Origin of the sequence: Synechococcus sp. WH 8101 (genome assembly GCF_004209775.1) — a bacterium.
Taxonomy (GTDB): domain Bacteria; phylum Cyanobacteriota; class Cyanobacteriia; order PCC-6307; family Cyanobiaceae; genus Synechococcus_C.
This window is the reverse complement of sequence record NZ_CP035914.1, coordinates 2,113,568-2,131,551: the sequence shown is the minus strand read 5'-3', so window position 1 is coordinate 2,131,551 and position 17,984 is coordinate 2,113,568. Positions and strand designations below refer to the sequence as shown.

Below are 17,984 nucleotides of genomic sequence, written 5' to 3'. Positions count from 1 at the left end.
ATCCTCAGCCCGAGCCGGGGGCAAAACCATAGAAATTGTGCTTTAGCAGCAGGGGGTGCAGGGCCGCTGGAATCTGGTCCGCTGCCGGCCGTTGCCGGATGCTCGAACTGGCCGTTGCTGGAATCGTGAGCGGCAAGATCTCCACCTGGCCGCCCAGGTTGCGCAGTTGATCGAGATCCTGGTGCTGGATCGGCCAGCCTTGGCGGGGCACGATCACCAGCTGGCAGCGTTGCAGCAGCGATGCCGCGTCTTTCCAGCGGGGGATCTGGCCAGTGAGGTCACTGCCCACCACAAAGCTGAGGGGGCAACCGGGCCAGCGCGCTTCGGCGCGTTGCAGGGTGGTGATCGCATACGGGCTGCTGAGCTCCTGCACCAGCTGCAACCGGGGGGCCTGCATCGACTGCACGAGGGTGCTGAGCAATTCGAGGCGCTGCTCCAGGGGGATGGCGTGCTGCTTGGAGGGGTTGTCGCTCGCCCAGGTGGCCACCTGGGCAAAGCGATCGGTTAGTCCCTCCAGCAGGGCCTGATGCCCGCAGGTGGGCGGATCGGCGCTGGTGCCGAACAGGGCAAGGCCAGGAGCTGCCGTCATGGCAGCAGCTCTCGCAGGCTTCCCCGATCCTGGCGCTGGGGCCACGCCATCAGAAGTCTCCCCAGCGTGGCGTCCTGCCAGGCGAGCCGTTTCAGCAGGCTGGTGGGTTGTGGTTGGCTCCGCCGGCCTCGGCCCCGTTGCTCCAGCAGCCAGCGAGCAGTGAGTCGTCCGGTGCGGCGGGTGGTGTGGACGGCGAGAGCCGCCTGGGCCATGGCCACCGGTGCCGCTGGCGCCAGGGAGAGCCCGGCCGTAAATGGGGCCGCCACCAGCAGCAGCTGGCGGACGCCGCTGAGGGCCACCTGAATGCCCAGTTGGGCCCCGCCGATCAGGGCGTTGTGGCCGGAGAGCCGCTGCAGCAGCCGGCGGGCGGCGGGTCCCCCCATGGGCAGGTCATAGAGCTGGCAGAGCTGCACCACCAGGGCCGTGTCGCAGGCGAGACCTCCGGCCAGATCCAGCAGCACCAAGGGATTGGCGGCGACACCCGCCGCCTTGAGGGCGGCGTAGCGACCAATCAGCCCCTGGGCCGCCTGACGCCTGCGCTTCAGGCGACCAGCCTCAAGCGCCTGTTGCAGTCGTTCCGCCTGGCGCAAGGCGTTGAGGGCGAGCAGGGCCGGCCCCTGGGCCTCCAGCCACTGCTGCAGGCCTGTGGCCAGTGCCGTGATCCGGGCGGTCACGGCACGACTGCGCACCCGGCCGTCCTCCAGCTGCACCGCCTCTCGAGGTGCGGCGGCCACCGCCACGGGGGGGACCATTCCCTTGGGCAGCCGTTGCTGGATGCTCTGCAGCAAGGCGTCGAGCTCGTGTGGGGGCCAGCAATCGCTGCGGTTGAGCACCGGCAGCACGGGTTTGCCACCGTCGCGCAGGGTCTCGAGGGCCTCCAGTTCCACACGGGTGATGTCGCCATCCAGCACCAACAGCACCAGATCGGCCTGCAGCGCCACCCGAGCGGCCAGCCGGGCTCGGCCGGCGGCGGCGACCTCATCGATGCCTGGGGTGTCCACCAGATCCACGCCCGTCAGCCCCGGCACAGCGATCGGCCAGGGCACGGCCTGCTGTTGGCGGGTGCAGCCATGGGCCACGTCGGTGGCCAGCACGGCCTCCCCCACCAGTGCATTCACCAGGCTCGATTTCCCCACACCCACGCGCCCGAACACCGCCACCCGCAGCCGTCGCTGAGCCAGCCGATCGAGTTGGCGTTCCAGCGCCTTGAGGTTGCCGGCCAGCAGCGTGGTTTCCCTCGGGGTGAGGTGCAGCTCCGCACGCCACTGCTCCAGCAGCTGCAGGCAGCGTTTCAGGGTGGATGGTCTCCTTTCGCTGCCATGGCTGGGATCGCTGGCTTTCATTCCGGTATCCCCACGCCCGCACCCTTGCGCCACCAGCCGGCCAGCACCGCCAGCACCGCATCGGCCCCGATCACGCCCACAAAGCCACCGAATTCATCCACCACCACGCGCACACCGCTGTTGTCGCGTCGGAAGCTGGTGAGCAAGCGGTCGGCCCGAATCATTTCGGGCACGAACTCCACCGGCTCGCAGAGATCAGCGGCGCTGAGCTGACCGCGTTGCTCCAGCAGGGCTTTCAGCAGCTGGTCGCGGCTGGCCACCCCGAGCACCCGATCCACCTCGGCGCCGAGCACCACCCACCAGGCCGAGGGATTTGCCAGCAGCTGGGGGCGGAGGGCCTCGAGCGTGGCCGCACCCTCCAGGGTGGGTGCGGCCACGCGGGGGGTCATCAGATCCCTGGCGGTGAGGTCATTGAGTTGGAACACCTTGGCGATCATCGCCGCCTCATCGGCTTCGATCTGTCCTTTCTGAGAGCCGAGGCGTGCCAGGAGACGGATTTCGTTCTCGTCGGTGCTGATTTCGTTCTCTTCACTGATCGCCGGCAGCAAGCGCTCCAGCAGCAGCACCAGGGGGCGCATCAGCACCCCGAGCCAGTGCAGCACCGGCGCACTGGCCAGGGCCACGGGCAGGGCGAGACGGGTGCCGATCGCCTTGGGAAGAATTTCACCCAGCAGAATCACCAGCACGGTGAGGGCCACTGAAAACAGCGGCAGGGCCACGTCGCTGAACTGGTTTTTCTGAAACACCCAGGCGGCGTAGCCGCCGAGCATCATGCTGCCGAAAATGTTGAAGCCGTTGTTGGCGATCACCAACACCGAGAGGGTGCGGCCGAGGCGTTGACGCAACTGGGCTAGCCGTCGTGCCCCCGCTGGCGGGCCTGTCCGTGCGGCCAGCTCGTGCACGCGCACGGGATTGACCGTGAGCAGGGCCGCTTCAACCCCCGAGCAGACGGCGGATCCAGCCAGCACCACCAGCACCATCAACAGCAGGATCAGCAAGTCGGTGGTCATGCCGGGGTGCTTTGCCTGCCATCCTGACGGTTCCCTGTCACTCTGTCTCCGCCGTGATCGACCAGCAGCGTCATGCCCAGCGACGTGAGCGCTGTTTCGCTGAGCTCGGTGGTGCGGCGGCGGTGATCCCAGCGGCGACGCTGGTCACCCACCATGCCGATTGCGAGTGGCCGTTCCGGCAGGACAGCGACTTCTGGTATCTCACCGGATTCGACGAACCCGATGCCGTGGCGCTGCTGTTGCCCCACCGCGCGGAGGGTGAGCGCTACGTGCTTTTTGTGAATCCGCGCGAGCCCGGCGCCGAGGTGTGGACCGGGCGGCGCTGGGGCTGTGAAGGAGCGGTAGAGCACTACGGGGCGGACATCGCCCACCCCCGTGATGAGCTGGAACAGCGGCTGCCGGAGTATCTCAAGGGTGCGGAGGGCATCGCCTTTCGGGTCGGGCGGCACCCCGCCGTGGAACCCCTGGTGCTGAAGGCCTGGGCCCAGCAGCTGGATCGGGCGCCGCGCAGCGGTGCGGCTGCCCTCGGGTTGGTGGCTCCCTGCCCAATGCTGCATCGGCTGCGATTGCGCAAGGAGCCGGAGGAGCTGGTGCGTCTGCGGCAGGCCTGCTGCATTTCGGCGGAGGCCCATGAGCTGGCCCGCGCTGCTGTGGAGCCGGGGATGGGCGAACGACAGGTGCAGGCCCTGATCGAACAGCATTTTCTCGCTGCCGGGGCCCGCGGGCCGGCCTACAGCTCGATCGTGGCCGGTGGCGACAATGCCTGCGTGCTCCATTACATCGACAATCGGGATCTCTTGCGCGACGGGGATCTGTTGCTGATCGACGCGGGCTGTTCCCTTCCCGATTACTACAACGGCGACATCACCCGCACTTTTCCAGTGAACGGGCGCTTCCGTGCGGAGCAGCGGCAGTTGTATGAACTCGTGTTGTCGGCCCAGGAGGCCGCAGTGGCGGCGGTGCAACCGGGTGCGACCGCGGAGGATGTGCATCAGACCGCCCTGCGGCAGCTGGTGGAGGGTTTGCTGGAGCTCGGTCTGCTGTGTGGCGAGGTCGATGGCGTGATTGAGCAGGGCGCCTACCGCCACCTCTACATGCATCGCACCGGCCATTGGCTCGGGTTGGATGTGCACGATGTGGGGGCCTATCGCCTCGGTGAGCATCCGGTGGAACTGGAGCCGGGCATGGTGCTCACGGTGGAACCGGGGCTTTACGTGAGCGATCGCTTGCCCGTGCCGGAGGGGCAGCCGGCGATCGAGGAGCGCTGGAAGGGCATCGGCATCCGCATTGAAGATGACGTGGCCGTGCGCGATCGCGCTGAGGTGGCCTGCGGCTATGAGGTGCTCACGGCCGCAGCCGCCAAGAGCCTGGCGGCGATGGAGCGCTGAGGGGCGATTCCACCATCTGGCGATCACACAACCTGCAGGGCAACCCACACCACCCCCACGGTGAGCAGCATCAGGCCATCCAATTCGCTCACCCTGCCGCTGATCGGGCGCACCAGCACCAGCGTCAGGGCCAGGAGCAGCGATTCCATCGGTTCGAGCCCCAGCACCACATCGGTGTGAATCCATTCGCCGAGCATCAGCACGGCTGGAACGGTGAGGCAGAGCGTCGACAGTGATGAGCCGTAGAGGGTGTTGAGGGAGCGCTGCACCTCGCCGCGGTTGGCGGATTGAAAGGCATTGAGCGCTTCTGGAGCCACCACCAGCACACCCACCAGCAGCCCGCCCAGGGAGCTGGGAAGCCCCAGATCGGTGATTCCGGTTTCGATCAGCAGACCCATGGATTCGGCGATCAGCACCAGCACCACCAGGCCGATCAGCATCAGCAGACCGTGATGCAGCGCAGGGCTGGATCCGGATCCACCCTCAGGCGCCTGGGACGTTGTCTCCCGGCTGAGGGCCAGTTGCTCAGGCATCTCCATGAACAGGTTGCGATAACTGCCCACCTGGAAACGCAGGAACGCGGCATAGAGCCCCAAAGACACTGCAGTGAGCAGCCAGTTGATCGGTACGGAGTAGTTGGCCTCGCTGCTGTCGGTGCTGAAGTTGGGCAGGATCAGCACCAGCACACTCATGGTCGTGATCAGGTTGATGTAAGCGCTGCTACCGCCCTGATTCAGCGAGGCCATGTCTTCCAGCTGCATGGGCACGGTGCGGCCCTGTTTCTGGAACCGTGCCGCCAGGATCAGGCTGATCCCTTTGACGCCGGTGAGCACGATCATCAGCACGGAAAACATCGAGTCGCGCGCCAGGGTGGGGTTGCGCTCACCCGTGAGCATCGTGCTGGAGACGAGGGCCAGTTCAATCACGATCACCGATCCGGTGAGCACCAGGGTTCCCAGGGGTTCGCCGAGGTGTTCCGCCAGGTGATCGGCGTGGTGGGCGATTCGGCGGGCGAGCAACAGCACGCTCAGGCTGAGCAGCAGCAGCCCGCCCAGTACCAGCGCGGAGTTCTGAAGCACCAACCAGTCCAGAACATGGCTGACCTCCAGAGTCACCAGCAGGACGGTGCCGATCAGCAGGGACCACTCCCTGCGCAACACGCTCCAAGGCATTCCGTTCATGGCGCTGATGGCGATTCCAGAGCGTGACACCAGGCCAGGGCGGCCGTGGTGCTGGGCAGCACCCGATCCGCACCCGCATCCTGCAGGCGTTGTTCGTAGTGGCGTCGCGCTGAGGTCTGCTCCGCTCCATGCAGATGGGGTGGTGCCACCGCCAGGCTCACGAAGGTCTGGTCTGGGCAACGTTCGCGTGCCTGAACCACCGTCTGCACGTCGGCGACGGTGTCGCCCAGGTAGGCGATCGGGGGGCTGCCGGCACCCAGGGGCGCCTGAAGAAGGCTCTGGGCCAGGCGGAGCAGGCCAGTGGGATCCGGCTTGTCGGGGGCATCGCCCATGGCGATTAGGGGTGGAGACTCCAGCCCCAGCCGCTGGCTGAGCAGAAAACGGGCTGAGGGGGGCTCAGCGCCGCTCACGAAGCCCCAGGTCACGGCCATCGCTGTGAGGTTGCTGAAGAACTGCCGTTCCACCAGCAGGGGTTCATCGGTGATGTAACCGGTCCAGGCACGGGGATCGCCATCCGGCTGGTCGCCGAAATAGAAACGGCTGAACACCTCCACCAGATCCGGTCTGGGTGGCAGGGTGAAGGCGTTGTTCCCACCAGCCTGATCCTGGCGCCGTCGCAGCAGCTCCAGACTGGCATCCCAGTCGTTGTTCCATCGCCCCTCTCCTTTAAGGGCATCGATCACTCCTGGCTCCGGTCGCCAGCCGCAGTAGTGCTCCACGGTCGCCTGCAGGGCGCGCCGATAGCTGCCGGCCACATCGCGGACCACGCCATCGATGTCAAAGAGAAGAAGGCAGCGGGGCCGATCCTTGGGACGGTTCAGCAAGGGTGATTGCGGGTGGCTGGTAGGTTAGTTGTTTGTCCTGATTTCTTGAGCGCTGACACCATGACGGTTTCCGAAGGCGCTGCAGCCGACCAGGAGGTCGCGACCGCAGCACCAGCAGTCGAATCGGCTCCCGAACCTGCGGCGGCCGAGCAGGCTCAGGAGGCCACGGAAGGCCGTCCGGTGATGCGGGGAGGCAGTGCGGCACTGGCGTCCGCCACGATTGATGCCGATGGTGTTCCCTCCGGTTACACCCCCAAAGCGGACGAGGGGCGCTTTCTGCTGAAGATCCTCTGGCTTCCCGACAACGTCGCTCTGGCCGTTGACCAGATCGTGGGCGGTGGTCCGAGCCCACTCACCTCCTACTTCTTCTGGCCTCGCGAGGACGCCTGGGAAACCCTCAAGACCGAGCTGGAGGGCAAAAGCTGGATCACGGACAACGAGCGTGTCGAGGTCCTGAACAAGGCCACCGAGGTGATCAACTACTGGCAGGAAGAGGGCAAGGGCAAGAGCCTCGAAGAGGCCAAGCTCAAGTTCCCTGAAGTCACCTTCTGCGGTACCGCTTGAGTTTGGATTGCCATTGCCTCTTGGGCATACATCGACCAAGTCATCACCGCCCGTTCGGGCGGTTTTTTAATGGCTGATCGCAACTGCTGATCGCGACCCAAGGGCAAAAAAAATCTCCCCGGAGGGAGATTGGACTTTATTTGGCTGCCTGAACGCGGGCGCGGGCTCGATCGAGGGTCTGCTGTGCCTTTACCTTCTCTGGAGACGGTGACTGACCTTCCATGCGAGTCACGGCCGCTCGGGCTTGCTCCAGATCGGCTTCAGCTTCACTGGCATTGATGCTGCTGCCTAGTTCGGCCGAATTCACGAGCACCGTCACTTCATCGGCTTCCACTTCGGCAAAGCCTCCCATCAACGCGATGGATTGCCAGCCATTGGTGTCGCGGACGCGCAAGACTCCCACATCCAGTGCCGCAAGCAACGACACATGGCCGGGGAGGATGCCGAGTTGACCGGTGGTGCTGGGGAGGATCACCTCATCAGCACGTCCATCAAAAACGTTCTGGTCTGGGGCCAGAACGCGAAGGGTGAGTGACATGAACCTTGAATCGGAGGGGTGAGCAGGCGAGGGATCGCAATCAAGGGGTGTGCATCACACCCCCCGACCGATCACTTGGATTCAGCGTTGATCTTCTCAGCCTTGGCTTTGACCTCGTCGATGTTGCCAACGAGATAGAAGGCCTGTTCAGGAAGGTGGTCGAGCTCACCGGCCAGGATCTGATTGAAGCCAGCGATGGTTTCTTCGAGCTTCACATACTTGCCAGGCATGCCGGTGAAGATCTCAGCCACGAAGAAGGGCTGGGAGAGGAACTTCTCGATCTTGCGGGCGCGATCCACGGTGCGGCGATCGTCTTCGGACAGTTCGTCCAGACCCAGAATCGCGATGATATCTTGCAATTCCTTGTAGCGCTGCAGGGTGGACTGCACAGCACGGGCGGTGCGGTAGTGCTCATCACCCACCACAGCCGGTTGCAGCATGGTGCTGGTGGAGTCGAGGGGATCCACAGCCGGATAAATCCCTTTGGAAGCCAGGGCACGGTTCAACACCGTGGTGGCATCGAGGTGGGCGAAGGTGGTGGCCGGTGCCGGGTCTGTGAGGTCGTCAGCGGGGACGTAGACCGCCTGGATCGAGGTGATCGAACCTTCCACAGTTGAAGCGACGCGCTCTTGCAGGGCGCCTACGTCTGTGCCGAGGGTGGGCTGATAGCCCACAGCGGAAGGCATGCGACCCAGCAGGGCGGACACTTCGGATCCAGCCTGAACGAAACGGAAGATGTTGTCGATGAACAGCAGCACGTCCTGCTTGTTCACATCACGGAAGTGCTCAGCCATGGTGAGAGCCGACAGGCCCACGCGCATGCGAGCGCCGGGGGGCTCGTTCATCTGGCCGTAGCAGAGAGCCACCTTCGACTTGGAGAGGTCGTCGGCGTTGATCACACCGGAATCCTTGAATTCCTCGTAGAGATCATTGCCTTCGCGGGTGCGCTCACCCACGCCACCGAACACGGACACACCACCGTGCTCCTTGGCGATGTTGTTGATCAGCTCCTGAATCAGCACGGTTTTGCCGACACCGGCACCACCGAACAGGCCCACCTTGCCGCCCTGGCGATAGGGCGCGAGCAGGTCGATCACCTTGATCCCGGTCTCGAACACCTTGGGCTTGGTTTCGAGTTCGGTGAGTTTGGGAGCTTCGCGGTGAATCGGAGCTGTGGCAGTGGCGTTCACCGGACCCTGTTCATCAACGGGTTCGCCAAGCACGTTGAAGATGCGACCGAGGGTGGCTTCACCAACGGGAACCGAGATGGCGGCACCGGTGTCGACTGCTTCCATGCCACGCACCAACCCGTCGGTGCTGCTCATGGCCACGGCGCGGACGCGGTGATCACCCAACAGCTGCTGGACCTCGGCGGTGAGTGCCACCTGCTGACCGGTGGCATTGGTGCCCTCAATCCGGAGCGCATTCAGAATCTTGGGCAGCTTGCCGGCTGGAAATTCCACGTCCAGAACCGGGCCGATCACCTGACGGACAACACCCTTGGTACCGGCGGAGGCGGGAGCAGCAGCGGCCATAAGAAAGGAGGAGTTCGAGGGAACGGAGAGCAAGATCAATGCCCTGGAGGCATTCCCTTCCTGAGCGGCGCAACCATACCACCGCAATGGCGGTCGAGGCTGGGTTCGGTCACCCGCACGCCGAGGTGCTGGCGGAGGCCTGGATCAGAGGCATAGGTTGGCACTCGTCGGCCCCGAGTGCCAGCTCGTGCCGGCCCGTGGCGCCTCGCGCCTCCTGTTCCTGCTCCTGCATTCACCCATGGCAGCTGTTTCCCTCAGCGTCTCCACCGTCAAACCCCTTGGAGATCGCGTTTTCGTCAAAGTGTCTGAGTCGGAGGAGAAGACCGCCGGTGGCATCCTTCTGCCTGATACCGCCAAGGAAAAGCCCCAGGTGGGCGAGGTGGTCCAGGTGGGTCCCGGCAAGCGCAACGACGACGGCTCCCGTCAAGCCCCGGAAGTGGGCGTGGGCAACAAGGTCCTCTACAGCAAGTACGCCGGCACCGACATCAAGCTCGGCAGCGATGAGTATGTGCTGCTGTCTGAAAAAGACATTCTCGCCGTCGTGGACTGAGGGTTTTGCCCCACAGGCTTAGCCCTCGCGGCGAAGGCCTGATCGTTTGACTGACCGTTTTCACATCCTCTTTTATTTCCGCCTCCCATGGCCAAGCGCATCATCTATAACGAGAACGCCCGTCGCGCGCTCGAGAAAGGCATCGACATTCTGGCCGAGTCTGTGGCCGTGACCCTCGGTCCGAAGGGTCGGAACGTGGTGCTCGAGAAGAAGTTCGGTGCTCCCCAGATCATCAACGATGGCGTCACCATCGCCAAAGAGATTGAGCTGGAAGATCACATCGAGAACACGGGTGTGGCCCTGATTCGTCAGGCTGCTTCCAAGACCAACGACGCCGCCGGAGACGGCACCACCACCGCCACCGTTCTGGCGCACGCCATGGTGAAGGCCGGTCTGCGCAACGTGGCCGCCGGTGCCAATGCGATCACCCTCAAGAAGGGCATCGACAAGGCTGCCGATTTCCTCGTTGGCAAGATCAAGGAGCACGCCAAGCCGATCAGCGACAGCAACGCCATCGCCCAGGTGGGCACCATTTCCGCCGGCAACGATGAGGAAGTGGGTCGGATGATCGCCGACGCCATGGACAAAGTCGGCAAGGAAGGCGTGATCTCCCTGGAAGAGGGCAAGTCGATGACCACCGAGCTGGAGGTCACCGAGGGCATGCGTTTCGACAAGGGCTACATCTCCCCCTACTTCGCCACCGACACGGAGCGGATGGAAGCCGTCCTCGACGAGCCCTACATCCTTCTCACCGACAAAAAGATCGGTCTGGTGCAGGATCTGGTGCCCGTGCTCGAGCAGATCGCTCGCACCGGTAAGCCCCTGCTGATCATCGCTGAGGACATCGAGAAGGAAGCGCTCGCCACCCTGGTGGTGAATCGTCTGCGTGGCGTGCTGAATGTGGCTGCCGTGAAGGCTCCCGGCTTCGGAGATCGCCGCAAGGCCATGCTCGAAGACATGGCTGTGCTCACCAATGGCCAGCTCATCACCGAAGACGCCGGCCTCAAGCTCGAGAACGCCAAGCTCGAGATGCTGGGCACCGCCCGTCGCGTGACCATCAATAAAGACACCACCACCATCGTGGCCGAAGGCAACGAGGTGGCCGTGAAGGCGCGCTGCGAGCAGATCAAGAAGCAGATGGACGAAACCGAGTCCACCTACGACAAAGAGAAGCTCCAGGAGCGTCTCGCCAAGCTCGCCGGTGGTGTGGCTGTGGTGAAGGTGGGTGCAGCCACCGAAACCGAGATGAAGGACAAGAAGCTTCGCCTCGAAGATGCCATCAACGCCACCAAGGCGGCTGTTGAGGAGGGCATCGTCCCTGGCGGCGGCACCACCCTGGCCCATCTCGCTCCTGCCCTGGAGCAGTGGGCATCTGGCAACCTCAGCGGCGAAGAGCTGATCGGTGCCAACATCGTGGCAGCGGCCCTGACCGCTCCTTTGATGCGCATCGCGGAGAACGCTGGCGTCAACGGTGCTGTGGTGGCAGAAAACGTGAAGGCCAAGCCCTTCAACGAGGGCTACAACGCAGCCAACGGCGAGTATGTCGACATGCTGTCTGCCGGCATTGTCGATCCCGCCAAGGTGACCCGCTCCGGTCTGCAGAACGCTGCCTCCATCGCTGGCATGGTGCTCACCACCGAGTGCATCGTGGCCGATCTGCCTGAGAAGAAGGAAGCAGCTCCTGCCGGTGGCGGCATGGGCGGCGGTGACTTCGACTACTGATCGACGACTCCGCAACCATCAACAGTTCACCCCCGCTGCGGCGGGGGTTTTTTCATGATGATTGTTTCATTCGAACCGCTTGGCTCTTGCATGGCGCGAAGTCTGGCGCCGATGCACGTCAGCGCAGCCAGCCAGCACTCAGGATCACCGCCAGGCTGAGGAAGATCGCCAGGCAGGTCCAGGTGAAGCGGTTCAGCGTGGCTTCAGCGCTGCTGGCGCTGGTGAACATCGAGCTGCCGCTGGCAGCCAGCCCTCCCATGCCATCGCCCTTCGGGCTGTGCAGCAGCACGAGCAGGATGAGCAGCACGCCGCTGCCGATCCAGATCCAGGAGAGAACGGAAGTAAGCATGAAATGGGGGATCAGACGGGTTGGGGCAGGCGGGAGCGCGAGGCGACGGCATCGATCGCTTCAATCAGGCTCGCACCCGACATGGCGTCGGGCTTGGGCAGATCAAGCAATTGCAGCAGCGTTGGCGCAATGTCAGCGAGGCCACCGTTGTCACGCAGCTGGATCGCATTCCCCAGGCCGGGCACCTTGCGCCGCTCCCCTTCCACCAGAATCACCGGCACCGGATTGGTGGTGTGGGCGGTCCAGGCCTGACCATCAGGGCCCTGCATTACTTCAGCGTTGCCATGGTCGGCGGTGATCAGCATCGTGCCACCCATGCGGCCCACCGCATCCAGCAGGCGGCCGATGCAGTGATCCACTTCCTCGATCGCTTCGGTGGCTGCGGCCATCACGCCGGTGTGCCCCACCATGTCTGGGTTGGCGTAGTTGATCACGATCAGGGAATACATACCCTTCTCGATGGCGGCAATGCAGCTGTCGGTGAGGCTGGCCGCGGCCATGGCGGGAGCCTGGTCGTAGGTGGCTACCCGCGGTGAAGGCACCAGGTGACGATCTTCCCCGTCCAGCGGTTGTTCGATCCCCCCGTTCATGAAATAGGTGACGTGGGGATATTTTTCCGTTTCAGCGGTGCGGTATTGCTTCAGGCCGTGCTCCGCCACCACCTGACCGAGCAGCTGATCGAGCGATTCCGGCGGGAAGGCCACAGCCACGGGCAAATCGGCTTCGTATTGGGTGAACGTCACCACGTTCAGCTTGGGGCGATGCCCGCGCTCAAAGCCATCAAAGTGCTCGAGACAGAGCGCCTGAACCAGTTGACGGGCCCGGTCAGGGCGGAAGTTGAACACCACCAGGCCATCCCCATCGCGCAGGCACTGATCCTTCAGGCGCAACGGTTCGAGGAATTCATCCGTGGTGCCTTGGGAATAACTCGCTGCCACCGCTTCGGCGGCGCTCAGGCCGCTGCTGGAGAGCGTGGGATCGGTCAGCAGGGTATGGGCCTTGCTGGTGCGCTCCCAGCGATGATCCCGATCCATGGCCCAGTAGCGACCGCAGAGACTGGCCAGTTCGCCCACACCGCAGGAGTGAATCGCCTCTTCCGCCTGGCGGATGTAGCGGGGCGCACTGTCGGTGGGGGTGTCGCGACCGTCGGTAATCGCATGAATGGCCACGCGCTCCAACCCTTCGGCGGCGGCCCAGCGCAGCAGGCCGCAGAGATGATCCACGTGGCTGTGAACGCCTCCATCGGAGCAGAGCCCGAGCAGATGGAGCGTGCCGCCGCTGCGGCGCAGGTCTGCGGCCAGCTGCCGCAGAGCCTCTCGCTCCCCCAGCTGACCGTCGCGCACGGTTTCACTGATGCGCACCAGCTCCTGGCGGATGATCCGACCGGCTCCGATCGTGAGGTGGCCCACCTCTGAGTTCCCCATCTGCCCATCCGGGAGACCCACATGGGCCCCGCTGGCTTCGATCAGAGCATGGGGATAGGCGTGCCAGAGCGCATCCATCACCGGTGTCTGCGCGCTGCGGATCGCGTTGTGATCCGATCCTTCCCGATATCCCCAACCGTCCAGAATGGTCAGCACAACAGGGGCGATGCCGCCTGAGTGACGAAAGCTCTTCTCACTGGTGTTCGGCACGTTCACTCCGCAACGATCAGTTCTTAAGGGCTTCTCCAGATTCAAGTTACCGCGAGGCCCATCCTCTCGAGTCTTGAACCCTGCATGCGTCAGCTTTCGCCCATGCCTCGGCCATACACTGAGCGCCAACCGAGCAGTTGAGAATGGCCGGTTCTTTTGAATCCGATCGGATTGAGATTCTCTCGGCCCAGGAGCTGGCACGCACACTGGCCCGCCTGTCATCGCAAGTGCTGGAAGTGGTCGACAGCATCGATGATCTGTTGTTGCTCGGCATTCCCACCCGTGGTGTTCATCTCTCCAGGGTTCTGGCCCGGCAGCTGGAGGATCTGACGGGTCGCACCATTGCCCAGGGCACGCTGGATCCCACCTTTCATCGCGATGATCTCGATCGGGTTGGCACCCGTCTGGTGCAGGCCACCGATCTCCCGATGACTGTCGAGGGCCGCACGGTGGTGCTCGTTGACGATGTGATCTTCACGGGTCGCACGGTGCGGGCTGCTCTGGAAGCGATCCAGACCTGGGGGCGGCCGTGTCGCGTGCTGCTGCTGGTGATGGTGGATCGCGGCCATCGTGAACTTCCAATCCAACCCGACTTCTGTGGACGGGTTGTGCCGACACGACGCACGGAGACCATTGAGCTGCGCTTGCTTGACCTCGATGGTGAGGAAGGTGTGTATCTGCGCCGTGACGAGTCGGTCAGTTCAGCGCAGTGAGTTCGTCTTCCCGGAAGTGGGCTTTGTAGCGCCCGAAGGCCACCACCACCGGCAAGGTGGGGCTGATTGGGCGGCCTTTCCATTCCCCGAGCAGGCTCACCACCTCACCTTCCTGCCCCTGCAGATCGAAGCCTTCACCGCGGTGCTGGGGGTGGTTGTAGACCACGACGCTGGTTGAGACCGTCACTTTGTCTCCCGCTTGCATGGGTCCGTCGTCGCTGGGGCGCATTGTGTCATGCACCAGGGGGCGTCTGCCCTGATCAGGGCCTGCGGCAGAGGCTTTCCGGCCCGTCTTCGATCACCGTGCCACCCACATCGGCGCAGCCTGAGATGAAGGCCTGCCAGGGATCCATGCCCATCCGAATGCGTTGTTGCACGGCAGCGTCGAGTTCCGCCTGGGGAACGGTGTGGGCCGGCAGCTCACCGTGGCTGTGGTGCTCCTCCCGATCGCGGAGCGCATCGATCGAGGCCTCCACCTTGGTTCTCTCGGGAAGAGCTTTGCGCTGCCACCAGGGATGGTCGAGCTGATTGAGCAGTGAGAGGGCTTCCCACCATTTCTGGTCTTGCACCATCTCCAGCAACCGCTCATGGTTGAGGCGGTTGCGGTTCCAGGTTTCCCTCAAGCTGTCGCTGAGGCGCGTGCCGGGGCGACCATCCCCTTGCTCGACCGGTTGGAGCAGGGTGATGGCGGCATCGAGATCGCCTTCCCGGAAACGGAGAAGCGCCTGATTGCGGAGCTGATCGCGCCAAAGCATCAGACGTTGGCGATCCTGTTGTTGTTCGCTGCTGCTGCCGATCGCCGAATTCACCAGCTGTTCCTGGAGGCGCAGGGCTTGCGATCGGTCGCCTTGCTCCCAGGCCAGTTCGGCCTGGCGGCGGCGACAGGTCGCCTGTTCGCTCGGAGCTTTCTGCCCCAGCCAGCGCAGCGCCGCAAGCTGTTCGCTGTAACGGAGGCAGGCCTCCAGGTCGCCCCGCTGGGCGGCGTCACGCAGGCGAAGGGGTAATTGCTGTTCCCACCAGTAGGCGACACCACAGAGCAGGGCGACACCTCCCAGGGTCAGCCCGAGCCAGTAACGGGGCAGGGTGTGGCGGCGCAGCGCCAAAGCGATCAGGCGGAATCACCATCTTTCTATGTAGAGGTGCATCGGTTCTGATTGTCCTGTGGACGGACGCCTCACCGCACGGTCCCCTCATCTCACGGTGCCGAGGACGAGCGACGGCAGGGCCTTGCCGTTGCGGAGATCCTCGATCTCCACGCGCAGCTGAGATGCATCGTCGAGAGACCAACGCAGTCGCAGGCAGTCTTCCCCTGCTGTTCCCGCTGGCTGGAGCGGCACGGCGACAGGGTCGCCATCCCAGGCACGGATGCGGGGGGCGCGATCACTGGACTGCAGGGTCGGCAAGCCGTGGCGGAACACCACGTCGTGGTGTGCGACCACCTCGGGTTCCCCCAGCACAAGCTCCACCTGTCTCTGTTCGTCACATCCTGCGGCGAGGACGATCTCCAGGGGCGTGGTGGTGGGCCAGGTCTGTCCAGCCATGAACAGCGGGTGCCAATGATGGCGGTTGCTGCGTCGGTCCCAGCAGCGCAGGGAGACACCGTGACGCAGCACGTCCCGGATCTGAACACCCGGGGTCAGGGCCAGGGCACCACGGGCGACCGCCTCCACCGGGGCGGGAGTGAGCAGGGGAACGGGCCTGGTGCGTCGTTCCAGCCAGTCGCGCAGAAGGGGCAGTCGAGCGCCGCCTCCAACCGCCATCACCCCCTGAAGGTCCTCCAGGTTCACCCCGTGGCGGCGGCCGCCGGCGAGGGTCTGCTCCAGCAGATCATCCAGGGCTTCAACCAGGCCGCGCTCATGGAGCAAACGGTTCAGTTCCTCTCGGTTCAGACGCAGCTCACAGGGCGCCGCACCATCGCCGGCGACGGCGAGTTCCGTGACGGTGGTCTGCCCATCGAGGTCAGGGTCGCTCAGGCGGCATTTCAGCCGCTCCGCCGCATTGAGCAGGGCCATCGGCAACACGCCCTCAGCGGTAGGGCTCGCGCCTGTGAGGTGATCGAGGATCCAGTGGTCCAGATCCCTGCCGCCCAGGCGCAAGCCTGCTTTTCCCAGCACCTTGGCGCAGCGAAGGGCCTGACGACTGTTTCCCAGCATCCGGCCGTTGAAGCGCAGCAGCTGGGCCAGAGGCGCTGCCCGTCCTTCGCCCCCCTCTAGGGCCACCAACGCCATGTCGATGGTGCTCCCCCCCAGATCCACCACCAGCAGCTTGGAGCCGGGAGGTAATCCCGCGCCGAGGGCCGCTGCCGTTGGCTCATCCACCAGGGCGATGGCGTCGACGGGCAGCGCCTGGCAGGCACGCACCAACCAGTGGCGATAGCCGCGGTAATGGTCGATCGGCGCTGTCAGCACCAAGCGGTGCACGTTCAGTCGGTTCGGTAGGCGACGCCAGATCTCTGCCAGTAACCGTTCCGCCGCCTCCTGCGCCGAGAGATTGCGGCGGGCCTCGCCTGGTTCTGGGCAGCTGCCTGCGATCGAGCGTTTGAAATCCCTGAGCAGTTCCGGCCCGTCCCAGGCATTCAGGCCACTGTCGATCACCTGGCGGCCCACCAGGGGGTGGGGGTCATGGCTGTCTTTGAGCCACAACAGGCTGGGAACTTCGCCTGGTGTGCGGCTGATCGGTGGCAGATCGACCGGTTCCAGGTGCCTGGAGCCATCCGCCTGGAAGGCCACCACGGTGGTGGTGCTGCCGAGGTCGATGGCCAGGGTGCCGCTGCGGGGGGAAACCTGAAGGTTTTCTTCGTCCGCCGGGGGGGGATCCGCTGCCATGGGCAGGTTGGAGAAGTGGTGAGACTAAAGAGGATCGGTATGGACCGCTTGCAGCGTCTGGTGTTGTCCTTTTACCGCGAGGAGCCGCTGCTGGAGGCGAAGCTCGAACCGCTGCGGGATTGCAGGATCTCGCGCAGCTGGGGCAGTGTTCGGATCGAGTGCCTTGATGCCAGTCATCTCGAGGAGATCAGTGGTCTGTTGGAGCTGGTGCGCCGCCCCCTGGCGGCCATGGGGCTCGGCCGTCAGATCGTGCTCAGGGTTCCGGGGTCGTTGCAGCGCAGCTATCCCATGCACGTTCCCTTTCACAGCGACCTGCTCAATTAAGGTGAAAGATCAAGCTTCGGTTGATTGCGCGTGATGAGTGCCGGTGTCAGTGCCCAGGATCTCGCCAAACGGGGCGAAAGTCTGATCCGCCAGTCGAGTAATCGCTACCTCACCACGGTGCGCATTGCCTTCCGCGCCAAGCAGCGTCGTTTCGACGATTTCGATGGTTTGTTGGAGGAATCCAGTGTCAAGCCGGTGCAACGGGCCATTGTTGAACTGAGCGACGAGCAGGACCAACCTGACCTTCTGCCTGGATGATTCAGCGCGAGGGTCCGGGTTGGCGCCTGGCCTGGGATCCTGCCCGCCGTCGCTATCCCGTCTTGATTGGTGGTGAGGGATGGGCCTTTGAGTTGACCGGAGACGAGTGGCGCGAGCTTGTCTCCCTGATCACCGCCCTGGTGGAGCAGCATCGAGCGCTGGTCGATCAGTTGATGGCTGAAGAGGCTTTGAGCCTGGAGTTGGAGCGCTTGCCCTGGTGGGGGTGTCTCGATGGTGATCGCGATCAATGGGATCTGCGGGTGGTTCTGCAGGGCGACACCCTGGGGGATCGGGGCGTGGAGGGACACTGGCCGGCCCCCGCAGCCCAGGCGATGACGGCAGCGGTGAGAACGCTCTGGGACTCCCCGCCTTCATAAGCCCTACTGATCATTTTCTTGGTTTTGTTTTTCCACGGTCGACCGCGTGGTCTTGAGGGGCTTTTCCACAGGTTTTTGCGTGGAATGACGCGCCTGGGCTTCGGCTGTGGAAAAGTTGGCTTTCTGGCTCTGGCTCCCTTGACGGGCGGCGCGAGGCGACTTGTCTCAGGCTGTTAACCGCATCACAGGCCAGGAAAGGGCTTTGCGCCTGGAGTCTCATCGGGAGAACCGCTTGGAAGGGCGTCAAATTCGTCGCTTGA

20 protein-coding genes are annotated in these 17,984 nt (G+C 64.2%); 8 read left to right on the top strand and 12 right to left on the bottom strand.

What is annotated here, in order from left to right:
* Positions 1–4 precede the first annotated feature (4 nt).
* The 3 genes from SynWH8101_RS11405 to SynWH8101_RS11395 are packed head-to-tail and all read right to left on the bottom strand — an operon-like array spanning position 5 to position 2,942.
* A complete protein-coding gene (locus tag SynWH8101_RS11405) occupies positions 5–589 on the bottom strand; it encodes a nicotinate-nucleotide adenylyltransferase (protein ID WP_130129862.1) in 585 nt (194 codons plus the stop codon).
* Complete coding sequence (locus SynWH8101_RS11400) at positions 586–1,932, bottom strand: GTP-binding protein (protein ID WP_130129861.1); 1,347 nt, start codon at positions 1,930–1,932, stop codon at positions 586–588. Before SynWH8101_RS11400 ends, SynWH8101_RS11405 begins: the two co-directional genes overlap by 4 nt.
* A complete protein-coding gene (locus SynWH8101_RS11395; protein WP_130129860.1) occupies positions 1,929–2,942 on the bottom strand; it encodes a CNNM domain-containing protein in 1,014 nt (337 codons plus the stop codon). Before SynWH8101_RS11395 ends, SynWH8101_RS11400 begins: the two co-directional genes overlap by 4 nt.
* 53 nt (positions 2,943–2,995) lie before the next feature.
* On the opposite strand from SynWH8101_RS11395, the gene SynWH8101_RS11390 reads away from it, so the two are divergent.
* Positions 2,996–4,330: an aminopeptidase P N-terminal domain-containing protein gene (locus SynWH8101_RS11390; protein WP_130129859.1), complete on the top strand. Its 1,335-nt coding sequence runs from the start codon at positions 2,996–2,998 to the stop codon at positions 4,328–4,330.
* A gap of 23 nt (positions 4,331–4,353) precedes the next feature.
* Here SynWH8101_RS11390 and SynWH8101_RS11385 read toward each other — a convergent pair whose 3' ends face one another.
* Together SynWH8101_RS11385 and SynWH8101_RS11380 are read right to left on the bottom strand one after the other, a co-directional pair.
* Positions 4,354–5,541 (bottom strand): calcium:proton antiporter, encoded by a 1,188-nt coding sequence (locus tag SynWH8101_RS11385; RefSeq protein ID WP_254427953.1) that lies wholly within the window; start codon positions 5,539–5,541, stop codon positions 4,354–4,356.
* The gene (locus SynWH8101_RS11380) at positions 5,508–6,335 is read right to left on the bottom strand and encodes a TIGR01548 family HAD-type hydrolase (RefSeq protein WP_255423171.1); all 828 of its coding nucleotides are present in this window, start codon (positions 6,333–6,335) and stop codon (positions 5,508–5,510) included. Before SynWH8101_RS11380 ends, SynWH8101_RS11385 begins: the two co-directional genes overlap by 34 nt.
* A 60-nt stretch (positions 6,336–6,395) precedes the next feature.
* On the opposite strand from SynWH8101_RS11380, the gene SynWH8101_RS11375 reads away from it, so the two are divergent.
* Entirely contained in the window at positions 6,396–6,899 is a 504-nt protein-coding gene (locus SynWH8101_RS11375) for a 30S ribosomal protein PSRP-3 (protein WP_038001120.1), read from the top strand.
* A 136-nt stretch (positions 6,900–7,035) separates the two neighbouring features.
* On the opposite strand, the gene atpC is transcribed toward SynWH8101_RS11375, so the two are convergent.
* Entirely contained in the window at positions 7,036–7,437 is a 402-nt protein-coding gene (atpC, locus tag SynWH8101_RS11370) for an ATP synthase F1 subunit epsilon (protein ID WP_130129858.1), read from the bottom strand.
* A 71-nt stretch (positions 7,438–7,508) separates the two neighbouring features.
* A complete protein-coding gene (gene atpD, locus SynWH8101_RS11365) occupies positions 7,509–8,972 on the bottom strand; it encodes a F0F1 ATP synthase subunit beta (RefSeq protein WP_130129857.1) in 1,464 nt (487 codons plus the stop codon).
* Between the two features lie 238 nt (positions 8,973–9,210).
* Here atpD and groES point away from each other — a divergent pair, with 238 nt between their 5' ends.
* A complete protein-coding gene (gene groES, locus SynWH8101_RS11360; protein ID WP_130129856.1) occupies positions 9,211–9,522 on the top strand; it encodes a co-chaperone GroES in 312 nt (103 codons plus the stop codon).
* An 87-nt stretch (positions 9,523–9,609) separates the two neighbouring features.
* A complete protein-coding gene (groL, locus tag SynWH8101_RS11355) occupies positions 9,610–11,244 on the top strand; it encodes a chaperonin GroEL (RefSeq protein WP_130129855.1) in 1,635 nt (544 codons plus the stop codon).
* 118 nt (positions 11,245–11,362) lie between these two features.
* On the opposite strand, the gene secG is transcribed toward groL, so the two are convergent.
* Positions 11,363–11,593, bottom strand: coding sequence for a preprotein translocase subunit SecG (gene secG, locus SynWH8101_RS11350; RefSeq protein WP_007101659.1), 231 nt, complete (start codon positions 11,591–11,593; stop codon positions 11,363–11,365).
* Between the two features lie 11 nt (positions 11,594–11,604).
* Positions 11,605–13,233, bottom strand: coding sequence for a 2,3-bisphosphoglycerate-independent phosphoglycerate mutase (gene gpmI, locus SynWH8101_RS11345; protein ID WP_130129854.1), 1,629 nt, complete (start codon positions 13,231–13,233; stop codon positions 11,605–11,607).
* A gap of 137 nt (positions 13,234–13,370) precedes the next feature.
* Between gpmI and pyrR the strand changes: the two genes are divergently transcribed.
* Positions 13,371–13,940, top strand: a complete 570-nt coding sequence (pyrR, locus tag SynWH8101_RS11340) for a bifunctional pyr operon transcriptional regulator/uracil phosphoribosyltransferase PyrR (RefSeq protein ID WP_130129853.1) — start codon at positions 13,371–13,373, stop codon at positions 13,938–13,940.
* Here pyrR and SynWH8101_RS11335 read toward each other — a convergent pair.
* The 3 genes from SynWH8101_RS11335 to SynWH8101_RS11325 form a co-directional block, all read right to left on the bottom strand.
* A complete protein-coding gene (locus SynWH8101_RS11335; protein ID WP_038001864.1) occupies positions 13,924–14,145 on the bottom strand; it encodes a ferredoxin-thioredoxin reductase variable chain in 222 nt (73 codons plus the stop codon). The two genes, pyrR and SynWH8101_RS11335, sit on opposite strands and share 17 nt — an antisense overlap.
* Positions 14,146–14,200: 55 nt before the next feature.
* Positions 14,201–15,043 (bottom strand): hypothetical protein, encoded by an 843-nt coding sequence (locus SynWH8101_RS11330; RefSeq protein ID WP_130129852.1) that lies wholly within the window; start codon positions 15,041–15,043, stop codon positions 14,201–14,203.
* A gap of 87 nt (positions 15,044–15,130) precedes the next feature.
* Entirely contained in the window at positions 15,131–16,765 is a 1,635-nt protein-coding gene (locus SynWH8101_RS11325) for an Hsp70 family protein (RefSeq protein WP_130129851.1), read from the bottom strand.
* Positions 16,766–16,804: 39 nt separating this feature from the next.
* Between SynWH8101_RS11325 and SynWH8101_RS11320 the strand changes: the two genes are divergently transcribed.
* Genes SynWH8101_RS11320 through SynWH8101_RS11310 form a run of 3 tightly spaced genes read left to right on the top strand, consistent with a single transcriptional unit; the run spans position 16,805 to position 17,724 of the window.
* A complete protein-coding gene (locus tag SynWH8101_RS11320; protein ID WP_007101665.1) occupies positions 16,805–17,089 on the top strand; it encodes a hypothetical protein in 285 nt (94 codons plus the stop codon).
* Positions 17,090–17,119: 30 nt separating this feature from the next.
* Entirely contained in the window at positions 17,120–17,347 is a 228-nt protein-coding gene (locus SynWH8101_RS11315; protein WP_038001123.1) for a DNA-directed RNA polymerase subunit omega, read from the top strand.
* Complete coding sequence (locus SynWH8101_RS11310; RefSeq protein WP_130129850.1) at positions 17,344–17,724, top strand: DUF1818 family protein; 381 nt, start codon at positions 17,344–17,346, stop codon at positions 17,722–17,724. The genes SynWH8101_RS11315 and SynWH8101_RS11310 overlap by 4 nt, the downstream gene beginning before the upstream one ends.
* Positions 17,725–17,984 lie beyond the last annotated feature (260 nt).

Excerpts from the sequence above, each read along its gene's own strand:
- SynWH8101_RS11375 (WP_038001120.1), top strand. The coding sequence starts at position 6,396 with ATGACGGTTTCCGAAGGCGCTGCAGCCGACCAGGAGGTCGCGACCGCA.
- secG (WP_007101659.1), bottom strand. The coding sequence starts at position 11,593 with ATGCTTACTTCCGTTCTCTCCTGGATCTGGATCGGCAGCGGCGTGCTG.
- pyrR (WP_130129853.1), top strand. The coding sequence starts at position 13,371 with ATGGCCGGTTCTTTTGAATCCGATCGGATTGAGATTCTCTCGGCCCAG.
- SynWH8101_RS11320 (WP_007101665.1), top strand. The coding sequence starts at position 16,805 with ATGGACCGCTTGCAGCGTCTGGTGTTGTCCTTTTACCGCGAGGAGCCG.
- SynWH8101_RS11395 (WP_130129860.1), bottom strand. The coding sequence starts at position 2,942 with ATGACCACCGACTTGCTGATCCTGCTGTTGATGGTGCTGGTGGTGCTG.
- SynWH8101_RS11310 (WP_130129850.1), top strand. The coding sequence starts at position 17,344 with ATGATTCAGCGCGAGGGTCCGGGTTGGCGCCTGGCCTGGGATCCTGCC.
- SynWH8101_RS11335 (WP_038001864.1), bottom strand. The coding sequence starts at position 14,145 with ATGCAAGCGGGAGACAAAGTGACGGTCTCAACCAGCGTCGTGGTCTAC.
- groL (WP_130129855.1), top strand. The coding sequence starts at position 9,610 with ATGGCCAAGCGCATCATCTATAACGAGAACGCCCGTCGCGCGCTCGAG.
- groES (WP_130129856.1), top strand. The coding sequence starts at position 9,211 with ATGGCAGCTGTTTCCCTCAGCGTCTCCACCGTCAAACCCCTTGGAGAT.
- atpC (WP_130129858.1), bottom strand. The coding sequence starts at position 7,437 with ATGTCACTCACCCTTCGCGTTCTGGCCCCAGACCAGAACGTTTTTGAT.
- SynWH8101_RS11325 (WP_130129851.1), bottom strand. The coding sequence starts at position 16,765 with ATGGCAGCGGATCCCCCCCCGGCGGACGAAGAAAACCTTCAGGTTTCC.
- SynWH8101_RS11405 (WP_130129862.1), bottom strand. The coding sequence starts at position 589 with ATGACGGCAGCTCCTGGCCTTGCCCTGTTCGGCACCAGCGCCGATCCG.
- SynWH8101_RS11400 (WP_130129861.1), bottom strand. The coding sequence starts at position 1,932 with ATGAAAGCCAGCGATCCCAGCCATGGCAGCGAAAGGAGACCATCCACC.
- atpD (WP_130129857.1), bottom strand. The coding sequence starts at position 8,972 with ATGGCCGCTGCTGCTCCCGCCTCCGCCGGTACCAAGGGTGTTGTCCGT.